Origin of the sequence: Bradyrhizobium diazoefficiens, assembly GCF_016616235.1 — a bacterium.
Lineage (GTDB): Bacteria > Pseudomonadota > Alphaproteobacteria > Rhizobiales > Xanthobacteraceae > Bradyrhizobium > Bradyrhizobium diazoefficiens_H.
This window is the reverse complement of the sequence record NZ_CP067100.1, coordinates 6,544,925-6,557,705: the sequence shown is the minus strand read 5'-3', so window position 1 is coordinate 6,557,705 and position 12,781 is coordinate 6,544,925. Positions and strand designations below refer to the sequence as shown.

The window sequence follows — 12,781 nt, the reverse complement described above, 5'->3', positions numbered from 1 at the left end:
TGAGCGCCGGCGCGTCGCCCGCGAACAGGGCGAACGCTTTCTGACGGTGCTGAATTTGCCCAGATAGTCAGAACGCCGTCGGCCTGGAAAAGTCATTTGCGCCCGCAGTCCCAACGCGAGGGAAGCCCGCGGTCGTCCGCTCACCTTCAAACCCCAGCTTGAAATCGAGGCGATCCAACTGAGCGCAAATGCGCCGCCTCCTGAATGGGCTGATCCTGACACCACTGCCGGCCGGTGCGGATCACTGATAGCCAACGTCACGCGGTTTGCATTGGCGCGTCTCCTGCCGAAACGACCATGCTCTATCCATCAGGTCAGCAAGGAAACGCCCGCTCCGCACCATCCCCTCTAGTCACGAGACCCTATATTTCACGCAAACGGGCTAAAAGTTATGGATTTTCGTAGAAAATTTCGATTTTTCATGCCAATTGCCTCACCGGCAAGCTCGGCTGCCACGACCCGCAAATATCGTTTTTCAGAGCCTATCACGACTTTTCACGGCTCAAGGCTACCCGAACGCGCCACACCGGTGGGATACGCGGCGCTGATCGACGCCGTCGGCTTGAAAGTTCCGATGCCGCGCACGCTATCCGCCGTCGGCCCGCGCCATAAGACGTACCAGCAAGACGGTTGGCACATTACACGCCACGCCACGCGCCGCCGGCCAGCCTTGAAGGACATCTGACCTTCGCTCTCAAATACGAAGGGCTGGACCTGCTGGTCTCAAAGCCCTGTTTCAGGCAACCGGACCAGAGCCGATCGAGGCCATGGTCAGGGGCACCCCGACCGGCACCTATGCCCGACGGAGCTGGTTTCTGTACGAGTGGCTGCTCGGCAAGACCCTCGATCTGCCGGCTGCAGAGAAGGGCACTTACGTGCAGGTTGTCGATCCCGATCTGCAATGGACAGCAGCCGCGGTTACCTCCACGCGTCACCGCGTCAAAAGCAATTTGCCTGGGACGCCGTCCTTCTGCCCGATGATCTTCCGGACAGAGACCTTACGTGAATTCACCAAACGCAACCTGCCGGCGCGCGCACGTGAGGTTATTGCCGACTTGCCCGCCGACGTGCTGGCGCGCACGGCCGCCTTCCTGCTGCTAAAGGACTCGCGCTCAAGCTTTGAGATCGAAGGCGAGCATCCGCCGCAGGAGCGTATTCAACGCTGGGGTAGAGCCATTGACGAAGCCGGGCGCAAGCCGATCGACCTCGACGAACTGCTGCGCCTGCAACGCATCGTCATCGGCGACGATCGCTTTGTGCTGCTGGGCCTGCGCAACGAGGGGAGCTTTGTGGGCGACCGGGACCGCGACTCCGGCGCGCCATTGCCGGACCATTTCAGCGCAAGGCACGAGGACCTGCCGTCCTTGATCGAGGGGCTCGTCGCGTTCGACCGCAAGGCAGCGCCGGATCTGGACGCGGTCCTTGCCGCCGCAGTCCTCGCCTTCGGGTTTATCTATATCTACCCATTCGCGGACGGCAACGGCCGGCTGCACCGATATCTGATCCATCATATTCTGGCGGAATGCGGCTTAAATCCGCCGGGCATGGTGTTTCCAGTCTCCGCCGCTATCCTGGATTGCATTAACGATTACCGGCGCACTCTTGAAAGCTATTCGGCCCGCCTGCTGCCCTTCATCAAATGGGAGCCGACAGACAAAGGGAATGTTCGGGTCCTCAATGAGACGGCCGATTTCTATCGTTTTTTCGACGCCACGCCTCACGCCGAATTCCTCTATGAATGCGTGGCAAGGACGATCGACGTCGATTTGCCGGCGGAAGCCAGATATCTGCAAGCTTACGACACCTTCAGTCGTAGCGTGACGGAGATCGTCGGCATGCCGGACGGCACCGTCGACCTGTTGTTTCGCTTCCTGCGCCAGAACACGGGTGTTCTGTTGAAACGTGGCCGCGAAAAAGAATCCGCCAAACTGACCGACGATGAGATCGCCAAAGTCGAGGCGAGTTACAGGAATGCGTTTCCTAAGTAACTGCATCCCAGTGCAGGCGCACACACGGATGATTCAGCGCCGCGACCGGCTCCCCAACATCACTCCTATCGCATGCGAGTCACACTTGGCAGCGGTACTACGACGCGCGCACGAACATCGCGCCGCGATCACGTCCGGAAGACCCTTCAGGATCTCAATTCTGGCTGATTCAATTGAAAGCAGCACTTCTGCAGGCATCAGGCCGGAAGTGAATTCGCTAAAACGGTCTATAAATCGCACGAAATGCGACGCGTCGCAAGATTGCTAATTTGATCTTTCGTGCTAGAAGCCCCGCTCAACAACGAGTGGAGATTTGCAATGGCAAAGAAAGTGAAGAAAGTAGTCCGCCGCGAGTACACGAACGCGGACGTCAAAGAACTTCGCGCGCACTCCAAGGCGAGGGTGCCCGTAGCGAAGATCGCGAAGTCAATGAAAAGGACGGAAGGTTCTCTCCGTCAAAAGGCAATCAAGCTCGGCATCTCTCTAGGGCATCGCCGGTAAGATAGAGGGGAATAGCTTGTGCTTCACTCCCGACAGATTCGCCCCCTGAGTTTTCTTCGCAGTGACCTGTCTGCGCGAGCGTTACGAAGTCTGAAATAGAATGAGGCTCGCTCTGTCATCGCGAATGAAGTCATGCGATCATCACTCGTCTGCGAAAACCGAGACCGATTGGCTAATTGCCGCGCTGACTACTGCATCGGGTGATTTCAAACGTTGAACTGCATACCGAATAGGGCATGCGCCGTCCACCTGTGACGGGTGAGCCAATGCTGGAAACACAGATCGAACTGATCGTTGTGTTTTCGCTTCCCATAGGTGCCTCAGCACGTCAGTGAACGAAGCAATTCGTGTAGTTTTGCCCTGCTCGAACAAGAGCAACAGAGGCCGGCGTGCTTCACGCATTGTATCGGACCGCGTTACAAAGGATTTCATCGTGACCAAGATGACCAAGAACCAGCTCATCGACGCAATTGCTCAAGGAACGCAGGTTTCCAAAGGTGATGTAAAGGCCGTCATCGAGCAGTTGGCGATCGTCGGCTACAAGGAGTTGAACGAGGCTGGCGAGTTCGTCATCCCCGGCTTCGCCAAGCTGTCGGTCGTCAACAAGCCTGCGATTGAAGCCCGCAGCGGAGTTAATCCTTTCACCAAGGAGCCGATGGAATTCGCAGCCAAGCCAGCCAGCAAGTCGGTCAAAGCGTCACCGCTCAAGGTTGCTAAAGACGCAGTCGCGACATGATGAGCTCCTCTGCCGTGGATCGCGCCAACTGGCGCTGGTGCGAGGATGGATAGCGCACCGAGGTTGCCGCTGCCGACCTAGGGATGCCCTATGAACCTCATCGGCCAACAGCTGGCTATCCGCTCCTGACACGTCTGGCAGCGCGCCGCCAGTTTGGAGGCCCGGTCCGGGGCGACGGTCACGATCAGACCTTCCGGACCGTTGGCGAGGACGAAGGGGACGGGACCGGCGATCTCGCTCGTTTTGCCGCCAGTCAAGGAACTGGGAGAGATGGCCGTCGGCGCCAACGTCAAAGTCGTCGCGATCGGTAACGCCAAGGTAAAAGGGAGCCCTGATCGACGCCTCGCGTGAATTGGTGCGATCCGAATGTTGCTTTCACCGAGCCGGGTAAGACGCCCATTTATTCCGCGATATGACGACCGTGGCGATTGCGCATCCGGCCATAGAACGGCGCCGACAATGAAACCACGCCGCAAACGGTAACAGCCTTGGTGTGGCGGATAACGCCTCGTAGCTATCGTGATGCTGTGCTACCTGATGACATGTCGACGATGATGGTTGTCATGATGGTGCCGTCGGCGGTTGGGTCAGCAGCTGCATCATCAATTGGGGTAATCGGAGGCAACCGGCAGCCGCCTGAATCCGGCGAACTCATGCCGACGTTGATGATCGGCGCCCATCGGCCCGCGGTTCCTGACGTCCGGGCCAACGGCCTGTCATCGGCGGCAATGCCGTGGGAGGACTCGGAACTGCGCGGAACGAGATGGCGGCCCCGTTAAAACCCAGTGTCACCCTGGACGTGGTCTACACCCACTCGCCGTGTTGTATGCGGTTTGGCTCCTCGGACTATGACCGGTATCCTTGAAGGGGTGTTGCAGCTTGCGATCCCAAGGCGTAGCTTGGGATCCAGCTTATTCTATTTATATTTTGGTTCATCGACATTCAGGTGGTCATACTTGCTCTGATGCGCATGGTTGTTGACGATATCTGCGAGTATGTGTCCCGGTGCGACAGCGACGGCCAGACCAATGTCGCCTCAAAAATCCTGAGAGCAGCCACTCAGGGAGAGACGTCGTCCGACTGTGTACCGCAGGTTCGCCGCGACGCGCTCTCGAAGCCGTCGACGATGTGGCGATAGTCACAAGAGGGCGGGGTGAACTTCCAGGTCACAGTTCTTAAGATCCTGGTGAGCTATCCGGACGGGTTTGCCCTGATGGCGGATTTGAAGCGCGACATGGCGATCCTGGCGACCAGCGGTAGCGATTGGGCCGAACGCACCCGACGACTGGGTTCGCTCGTGCCCGACCTTGACATCTTCTCGCAAGCCCTGATTGAACGTATGAACGGCGGGTGGCGCATAACGCAAAAGGGACGCGCCGTCTTGGAATTCATGGAAGCGCGCCCCAGCCGCCCGGAGCCCGCAAAAGATCCGCCCGAATACTCCAGCCCCGCGGCCCCGCTGCCGGTGCTCGCGCGCTCAGGTCGACGCGGGCGGCGGCAGCGCCGCCGCTCCGACCACGTGCGAAGAAGCGCAAACGCGTCCTGACCCGCTCGCACGCACGGCACATTCGGCCGGACCGCAGCTTCAGAGGATCAAGGCAGGGCAGCGCCGATGCCCACTCTACTCGCTTGGTCCCCCTCGCTTTGAGGGCGTGCTGTAGAGACTTCGTCGGGCAACGCTATCGTTGAAGCGCGGCCCCGAAAATGCGCCCAGAAAAACGCAGCTGGTCTTCTCCGATGACACAACCGGGACAATCCACAAATGCTGGGAGACAAATGGCTCTCGTGTTTGCGCCAGATCAATTCAACCTGCCCGAGAAACGATACAGTTCTGCACATGCCAAAACCGCTCGCCGACCGAGCTGTTGCGGCTGCGTGGCTTGGGAGGTCCGGACACCTCCCTGCCACGCTCCTCGCGAAAGGGTGGGAGAAATGCAAGGTCGAGTCAGAAGCCAAAACAGCCGTCCTCAAATCTTTCTTGATGATGAGACGGGCGCGCGCACGATCGCAGCAGCGCAAGGGGCCTCAACTGACGGATGGCTTGAGGCATGGCTTGCCCGTTTCCTGCAGGTCCTCAGAGAACTCGGAAAACGAGGCTCCCCCTAATGCAGACCGGTCCGAACTCCGGGAGAGACGGAAGCACCTTGTAGCAAAATCCGTGCTGTTTGGACCAAACCTTCGGCTCTAGGGCACATTGACCGGTGGCATGGATGCGGTTGGACGCGGCACGAAACTACTCTTATGCTGGCCGCGCGCCGCCAGCATAATCACAAAGGCCACAAAAAGAATCACTAGGCCACGCATCCAAAAAAGGCTCCAATATTTGTAGCCGATATATGAACTCGCAGACGGGGGTGCCATAGCGGCCCTCCTGTGCGCGTAGTTCGTCGCTATCGACACGACCGTACCGGCTACGAGGCTGACGTCATCGGCCTGAGGCTCTCGGTGAACACCATTGGAAAACTCGTCGCTCGCAAGCTTTCGAGCGCGGACTCTTCCTCCGACAGACGTCTGCAGACGTACTGCCGGTCTTGTTCGGTGAGCTTGGTTTTCAGCAGCCTTCGGTGGCGCTCGATGGCGTTCCGATGTGTCCGCATGCGAGCCAAATTGTCTTCTATCATGGCCGTCATCCTTCCAATGCTCGTTGATCATGCTTTTCGCGTCCTGATCGGCCTGAACTTGGGATCGATTCAAGAAGGTCGGCCGGCTCCAGCGAAAGCAACCGAGAGCGCTTGGTTTCGCGCTCGACAACTGGTTGACACTCAAGTCCGTGCTCAGCCGGTTTCACATGCGTTCCGGTCTCATGCCGCCTGATCCACTCGCGTTCGACCGCGAATGTCCGGCCCATTCGGAAACCGCTGCCGGTGCCGCTGGCATCGCAAAGGAAGGGACCATTGATTGGGCTCGATGCCGCCAGCGATCTCTTGCGTGCCGCGGCTTCCGAATCAGCGAACGGGTGGCCTGCACCGAATTTCATCCAGCCTCGCCCGGACCCGAAAAGATCGACGCCGGCGGCGTGGTACGCGGAATCGGCAGCGGACGCTCCATTGGCCGTGACGACCGTGCAAAATTTCCGCCCTTCACGTCGTAGCTGCCGGCGAGCTTCAGCAACCGCTGCCTGGTGAACGGATCGGCCCGCTCAGCGAGACCACGTGCCTGCTGCGCCAGTTCTCTGTAGAATTCCTGCCCCATGACGCACTCTCACTGGCCGCTCCGGATGCATGCGTGGCATCAAGCCATCGCTCCGGAAGATTGCTAGTCCAAGTTACTCATGCCAGCTCTCTCAAGCTCGAGATATTGCTTTGTCTTCGCCGCAAGGCCGCTAAATATCCCGCAGTCACGATGGAAAAATGCGTTCTTCGGCTGCAACCGCAGGAATAGGACGCTGCATCCGAAAGCTTTTTGTGTCAGCCCATTGAAGCAGCCCGGCGGAGCAAGAGCTGCTTTCGTCGACACAAGGGCATTTGTATTTTGAACCGACGGCAGCCGATAAGGTCTCAATCAGTTCAGACGTTATCGTATTTCGTGGATTGAGACTTGGGCGAGCGGGAGCCCGAACTAGATCTGCCAAAGCTTCGAGGCGGTTGCGTTCTTGCAGAAAATCCATGCGTCCCGGAGTGAGCACCGATTGGCCTGAACGCTTAAGGCGCTCTTTGAAGCGCAGCTGTCACGGACCGGCAATTGGTGTGCCGGAAAAAGGGAGGAACTCCGCCGGACCATCGGCCCAGATGCGTGCGTGCGGCTGCGGCTTCGCTGGATCCTATCGGAAAATTCAAAGGTGTCCGGGACCTGCATTGGCGGTGACCAATGCCGGGACACCATCCGGCTGGACAGGACGATGAACAGCCGCCTTCGGAAGAGCGCCAAAAGATCTAATGACGCTTTCATCCAGCCGGAATCCATTGATGCGCGGGGCGGGGATCGCGATGTTGCCCGCACACATGCGTCCAAGCATGGCTCGGCAGAGGTCTTGCATTTCCCGATTTATGCCTCCCAGTGCGCCAAAGACATGCCCAGTCTCGGCCCTGATCGGGGTTTCAATGTTGTCGAAGTAGTTGCCCTCAATCAGGCCTTCAACGGATGGTCCGGCATCCAGGGCGTGGAAGAAACCATTGCGCTGCAGCAACTCGGTGTTGTGGAAGTAGTTGTTCACCAGGTGAATGAGCGACCGTAGACCGTCAATGTGCGGAGCCCGTCCGGAGACCTCATGGAAGTAGTTGTTGGCAACCGTGATCGACTGAGGACTGCCAAGGAAAAGCAGGTTCCAGTAATGCGCTCCGTTGCAATACGAGGAGTAGTTATCTCTGCCATCAAAATCGTTCCACGACACCGTGATATTCGTCGTCGCCCCAAGGCCGCCGGCAATCATCTGGCGCCCGATGTTATGAAAGCGGTTATGATCGATCCAGACCCGGTTCGCTCGCGAAATCGCAATCGCATCGCCCGCGAAGACAATGCCGGGATTAATGTCACTGATGGTCAGGTTGCGGACGATGACGTTGCTCACACCATTCAGTCGCAGTCCCTTGCCCCTAATTGCAGCGTTTGATCCGACGCCAATCACGGTCTTGTTTGATCCGACCTCCAAGGGATGCTTGCCCGCTTTATCGAAGCTGACGTCCAGTTTGAGCTTGCCGTCGCAGTGCGTATCGAGCCCATCCAAGAGGAGAAGCGATTCGCCCTTGTAGGGCGTCTGACAGGTGTTGCTGTATTGGCAACCTGGACCCTTACCGCGCCCTTCCGTTCCTGTGAAATCTATGGTCCCGACGATCTGGACAACGCGCGGAGTATCGTCATTGCAGATTCCAGAGCTATACGAACGACACAATTGATAAGTCAGATCCTTGAGTGAGCTGACCTGAACCACTTCGCCTCCCAGGCCGCCCGTCGTTCCGGCACCAAAGCCCTGTGCGCTGTCCCATCGCAGATTGCTCGCTGCGATAGCACAGGAGATCCCAACAACGCCGGCGAGTCCAGCGAGCATTCCCAATGACTGTTTCAGCTGGCATACCGCTTGCCTCGTAGACATCGACTCTCCATCGGCGAATGAAAGAAACGTTGAAACGACCCATCGTCTGAGCCACGGCCAGCCACGCGGATCGAATCTCTGTGGCATTGTTTGCATCCCGGCTCGACGGTGCCGATCCTGTGAGCCGTCCAAAATGCATGAGCCTAGCATGCCACAAGAAGAATCTGGAAGGTAGCGCACACTTTACGTGGTTTGGAGTGGATGGCCGACTGCCATCAAAAATCAAGTCTGCCAATGATCGAGCGGCTCGCCCGAGGCCGGCAGCGACCTCCTGGTCAATTTGAACGCTGCCAAACTGCACTCGCCGAACTTCAACATCATTTGGATGAGCCGGTGCAGCGGGTCTCGTGATGTGATCTGCACACGAGACAGAGGGCCGAGTCATCGCCCTCGTATCTTGTCGTACCAGTGCTGTTGGATTGAAGACATTCGCTGGGTGGCATTCAAGAACGACAGACAAAGAAGCCCGCGAATTCGCGCCAAACACACGGCCTTCTACACTCTCTCCGGCGCGTTGGGAGCGGCACGCGAGTTGCTGAGGTGAGCAACGCGGCTGCTACATCGCAGCGCGGGATTCAGTGTCGTTTTTAGGGAGAAGACAGTGGCGATTGGAATCGTGAGATGGTTCAACCCGACTAAAGGCTACGGCTACATCGCGCCGGACGACGGCGGCCCTGACGTGTTCGTTCATATCTCTGCGGTGCAGAAGGCTGGCCTGGTCCTACTCCCGGAAAGAGGCAAGATCAGCTACGAACCAAAGATCGGCCGCTCGGGGAAAATATCAGCCGATAACCTGCGCCTTATCTAGCATTTCGGCCTGAGCAAACGGGGGCTGAGGTCAGGGGCCATATCACCGTGCGCCTTGTACACTTTTCCAATGTAAGTCCCTGGCGACGCTATCCGGCCAGAACATTCAGCATTGCTTTCGAACTGAAGGGCCCAGCCGGCCTCAACACAGATTGCGAATCGGGAAGCTTCGCCAGCAGATATCGCTCGACGGTTTTGCTCTTTGTCCGGCCGCGCCTGAGACGCAGGGAAAGCCGGCTCAGCACATCGGCTCGGCGATGGCCGTGTCGCGGGATTGCCCGCAGCAGGTGTACCAGCGTGGGCGCCGGGAATTACCAAGAATAGTGGCTGCCGGCATATCAACAGTACGGCGTCACGATATCGATGGCCGGGGCAAGCCCAGCCATCGATGTGCGCCTGATCAGTCTGACTTCGGCGCCGGAACGGCGGCAGGCAGCGCCACGGGTTGCGGTGCGCGGCCGACAGCGACGGTGAAGAGGCCCTGGCCCCACAATCGCTTCGCGGCCGCCCTGGCGTCGTCCAGCGTCACCGCATCGACAATGCCGTTGCGCTTGTCGATATAGTCGATCGGCAGCTGATCATGCTGATATTGCAGCAGCGCATGGGCCAGCTTGGACGAAGTATCGAGCGCCAGCATCTGCGAGCCCTTGAGGTAGGACTTGGCATCTTCGAGCTCCTTTTGCGTCGGTCCCTCCTCGGCGATACGGCGTACCTCCTTCTCGACGGCGTCGATGGTGTCGCCGGCGCGGTCGGCGCGCGTGCCGGTATTGCCGATGAAGACCGCCGAATGCTCCATCCAGTGCAGTGATTCGAACACCGAATAAGCGAGCCCGCGCTTCTCGCGGACCTCATGATAGAGCCGCGAGGACATTCCGCCGCCGAGGATGTGACTGACAACATAGGCCGCCATGAAGTGCGGATCGTCGCGCTTGAAACTGGGACCGCCGAAGGTGATCACAGTCTGAGGCACGTCGAGCGGCACGAAGGCGCGCTGCGGTGGCTTTGCGGCCTCGATCTCCGAGACCGGTGCCAGATTGGCGTTGGCTGGCAAGGCGCCGAAGGTGTCGTCGAGCAGCTTGCCGAGGGTTTCCGGATCGACGTCGCCGACCACCGCGATCTTCAGCGTATCCCTGGCGAGGATGCGGCCGACATAATCCTTCATGTCGGCGACGGTAATGGTCGGCACGCTGTTCAGTGTGCCATTGGTCTGCCGGCCATAGGGATGATCGCCGAAGGCGACCTCCAGGAATTTGCGGATTGCCAGCGAGGTCGGGTTGGTGGTCTCGCGGCGCACCCCAGAGATGACCTGGGAGCGGATGCGCTCGACATCGGCCGTGTCGAAATGCGGCGAGGTCAGTGCGGACCGGAGCAGCTCGAAGGCCTCGTCCTTGTTGTCGCGCAGCATGCGCAGGCTACCCTGGAACCTGTCGTGGGTGGCACGGAAGCGCAGCTCGATGGCGCGGCGAGCAAGACGTTCATGGAACGTCTTGGAGTCGAAATCGCCGGAGCCTTCGTCGAGGAGATCGCCGACGAGATTGGCGACGCCCGGCTTGTCCTTGGGATCCTGGGACGAGCCGCCGGCGAATGAATATTCCATCGCGATCAGCGGCACGGTCGCGTCCTGCACGAACCAGGCCTCAATGCCGCCGGGCGAGACCAGGCGCTGGATCTTTACGGCGGCCTTGGAGGGCGAAACCGGAGCCAGAGCGAGCACTGCGCCGGCGGCCAACGACAGGACGATGCGTCGGGCGTGAAGGATGGGATGGATCACGTACGTTTCTCCTCGCGCTTGGTGGAAGTCTTGGCGTCAGTCTTGGCGGCAGTGGTGTCCTTGATCAGGTAGCCCGTGGCCGAGCGCTTCTTATCGAGCCATTTTTGTGCAGCCGCACGGACCTGTTCGTCGGTCACGCCGCGAATTCGGTCTGGCCAGCTTCGGATGCCCTCGATCGACAGACCCGTGGTCAGTGCGCCGCCATACCAGCGCGCTAGCGCCGCCTGGTTGTCCTGGGCGTAGATCGCTCCTGCAATGAGCTGCGTCTTGACGCGCTCGAGGTCCTCGGCAGGGATCGGGTTCTGCACGATGCCGGCGATGACGCCGTCGATCACCCCCTCGACCTCGGCAAAGCCGACGCCGGTTTTCGGCGAGGCCGAGACCGCGAACTGGGTCGCATCGAGCGAGAGGCTCGAATAGCTGGCATTGGCGGAGACGGCGAGCGGCTTGTCGACCACAAGCGCGCGGTAGAGATAGGAATTGCTGCCGCTGCCCAAGAGCTGCGCGAGCACGTCTAGCGCCGCGCTCTCCCCGGGAGCGACCGTGCTCGCCGAGGGCACCAGGTAGAAGCGGCACAGGACGGGCTGCTCGACGCGCGGGTCGGACAGCGTGACCGTGCGCGGGGCTGCCGGTTCCGGCTCTTGCGGGCGGACGCGCTGGGCGGGGATCGCGGGCTGGGCCGGAATGGGACCGAAATTGCGTTCGACCAGCGAGCGGACTTCGGGGAGTTCGACGTCGCCGGCGATCACGACGATCGCATTGTTCGGCGAATAAAAGCGGCGATAGAAGGCGAGCGCGTCCTCGCGGCCGAGCTTCTCAATCTCCTGATGCCAGCCGATCACGGGCCGGCCATAGGGATGATTGAGATAGAGCGCCGTCATGATCTGTTCGACCAGGCGCTCGTTGGGACTGTTGGCGACGCGCATGTTGTACTCTTCGAGCACGACGTCGCGTTCGGCCAGCACATTTTCGTCCTTGAGGACGAGGCCGTTCATACGGTCGGCCTCGAACTCCATCACCGTCGGCAGTTGCTCACGCGGGACGCGCTGAAAGTAGCTGGTGTAATCAAGTGAGGTGAAAGCGTTTTCGTTGCCGCCGACGCGAAACACCGTCTTGGAAAATTCGCCGATCGGGTGCTTTTCCGTGCCCTTGAACATCAGATGCTCGAGAAAGTGGGCAAGCCCGGATTTGCCGGGCGTCTCGTCGGCCGAGCCGACCTTGTACCAGATCATCTCCGTGACCACGGGCGTGCGATGATCCGGGATCACCACGACCTGAAGCCCGTTGCTGAGCGTGAAGCTGGCGGGCGGCGCCGACGTGAGCGTCGTCTGGGCAAAGGCGCTGCCGCTAGAAAGAGTGCAACTCGTGAGCAGTGCAGCAAGAAGGCAAGCCGCCGACGGGTACGAGGACATTGAGATTCGTGTAAACATCCGAGCCCAAAGATCCCAGGAGAAAGCACGATAGAGCGCGCTGCATTTGGCTCCAATGTTGCCATTGACATAGTTCGTCAGTTGCTGGATCGGCATGGCTGTTCAAAAGCTCCATTCTAGTTCGTCAGGAAATGGGGGATGAGTGATGAACGAACTTCATCTCTCGCTCGCTCTGGACTCTCCGATAATCCAATCGAGAGTCTGTGCGCTTCCGCAGGACTATGTCGGCCCAACGCGATGCGAATCCCCCAAAGCATTAGCCGTGCCAAAGGGGAAACCCTCGCAAATACGAGTGCAGCTCGAATAAGCGATGTTGCGTCTCCGACATGTCGTATATCGGACAATGCCAATCTTCATTCGAAAATGGCTTGCCATTTGAGGAAGTCAGATGCACCCCGCTTGGCAAATTGAGTACGAGATTGCTGGTGCAGGTTCTGATGCACTCGATTGCTTCCGTTGCACACGGCACCCAGTCAGTGTCACGGTACTGGAGAGGATGCTCCTCACTGAATTGGTTTA

At 59.3% G+C, this 12,781-nt stretch carries 10 protein-coding genes; 5 read left to right on the top strand and 5 right to left on the bottom strand.

The window, feature by feature from the left end; translation table 11 throughout:
- Nucleotides 1-391 precede the first annotated feature (391 nt).
- From JJB99_RS36820 to JJB99_RS31130, 4 genes are all read left to right on the top strand, one after another.
- Nucleotides 392-685 (top strand): hypothetical protein, encoded by a 294-nt coding sequence (locus JJB99_RS36820; RefSeq protein ID WP_349628990.1) that lies wholly within the window; start codon nucleotides 392-394, stop codon nucleotides 683-685.
- Between the two features lie 82 nt (nucleotides 686-767).
- Entirely contained in the window at nucleotides 768-1,988 is a 1,221-nt protein-coding gene (locus tag JJB99_RS31140; RefSeq protein ID WP_349628989.1) for a Fic family protein, read from the top strand.
- Between the two features lie 934 nt (nucleotides 1,989-2,922).
- On the top strand, nucleotides 2,923-3,225 hold the full coding sequence (locus tag JJB99_RS31135; RefSeq protein WP_200496018.1) for an HU family DNA-binding protein: 303 nt from the start codon (nucleotides 2,923-2,925) through the stop codon (nucleotides 3,223-3,225).
- Nucleotides 3,226-4,378: 1,153 nt separating this feature from the next.
- Nucleotides 4,379-4,771 (top strand): hypothetical protein, encoded by a 393-nt coding sequence (locus JJB99_RS31130; RefSeq protein WP_200298487.1) that lies wholly within the window; start codon nucleotides 4,379-4,381, stop codon nucleotides 4,769-4,771.
- A gap of 1,080 nt (nucleotides 4,772-5,851) precedes the next feature.
- Here the strand turns inward: JJB99_RS31130 and JJB99_RS31125 are convergent.
- The 3 genes from JJB99_RS31125 to JJB99_RS31115 form a co-directional block, all read right to left on the bottom strand.
- On the bottom strand, nucleotides 5,852-6,202 hold the full coding sequence (locus JJB99_RS31125; protein WP_200496017.1) for a hypothetical protein: 351 nt from the start codon (nucleotides 6,200-6,202) through the stop codon (nucleotides 5,852-5,854).
- A complete protein-coding gene (locus JJB99_RS31120; RefSeq protein WP_200496016.1) occupies nucleotides 6,199-6,417 on the bottom strand; it encodes a hypothetical protein in 219 nt (72 codons plus the stop codon). The genes JJB99_RS31125 and JJB99_RS31120 overlap by 4 nt, the downstream gene beginning before the upstream one ends.
- Nucleotides 6,418-6,997: 580 nt before the next feature.
- Nucleotides 6,998-8,254, bottom strand: a complete 1,257-nt coding sequence (locus JJB99_RS31115; RefSeq protein ID WP_200496015.1) for a right-handed parallel beta-helix repeat-containing protein — start codon at nucleotides 8,252-8,254, stop codon at nucleotides 6,998-7,000.
- A 601-nt stretch (nucleotides 8,255-8,855) separates the two neighbouring features.
- Here JJB99_RS31115 and JJB99_RS31110 point away from each other — a divergent pair.
- Nucleotides 8,856-9,062 (top strand): cold-shock protein, encoded by a 207-nt coding sequence (locus tag JJB99_RS31110; RefSeq protein ID WP_200298491.1) that lies wholly within the window; start codon nucleotides 8,856-8,858, stop codon nucleotides 9,060-9,062.
- A 399-nt stretch (nucleotides 9,063-9,461) separates the two neighbouring features.
- On the opposite strand, the gene JJB99_RS31105 is transcribed toward JJB99_RS31110, so the two are convergent.
- Both JJB99_RS31105 and JJB99_RS31100 read right to left on the bottom strand, forming a co-directional pair.
- On the bottom strand, nucleotides 9,462-10,832 hold the full coding sequence (locus JJB99_RS31105; protein ID WP_200496014.1) for a M16 family metallopeptidase: 1,371 nt from the start codon (nucleotides 10,830-10,832) through the stop codon (nucleotides 9,462-9,464).
- Entirely contained in the window at nucleotides 10,829-12,244 is a 1,416-nt protein-coding gene (locus JJB99_RS31100) for a M16 family metallopeptidase (RefSeq protein ID WP_200496013.1), read from the bottom strand. Before JJB99_RS31100 ends, JJB99_RS31105 begins: the two co-directional genes overlap by 4 nt.
- Nucleotides 12,245-12,781: the final 537 nt, after the last annotated feature.

Coding starts and splice junctions, on each gene's coding strand:
- JJB99_RS31140 (WP_349628989.1), top strand. CDS start 768: ATGGTCAGGGGCACCCCGACCGGCACCTATGCCCGACGGAGCTGGTTT.
- JJB99_RS36820 (WP_349628990.1), top strand. CDS start 392: ATGGATTTTCGTAGAAAATTTCGATTTTTCATGCCAATTGCCTCACCG.
- JJB99_RS31120 (WP_200496016.1), bottom strand. CDS start 6,417: ATGGGGCAGGAATTCTACAGAGAACTGGCGCAGCAGGCACGTGGTCTC.
- JJB99_RS31125 (WP_200496017.1), bottom strand. CDS start 6,202: ATGAAATTCGGTGCAGGCCACCCGTTCGCTGATTCGGAAGCCGCGGCA.
- JJB99_RS31115 (WP_200496015.1), bottom strand. CDS start 8,254: ATGTCTACGAGGCAAGCGGTATGCCAGCTGAAACAGTCATTGGGAATG.
- JJB99_RS31100 (WP_200496013.1), bottom strand. CDS start 12,244: ATGTCCTCGTACCCGTCGGCGGCTTGCCTTCTTGCTGCACTGCTCACG.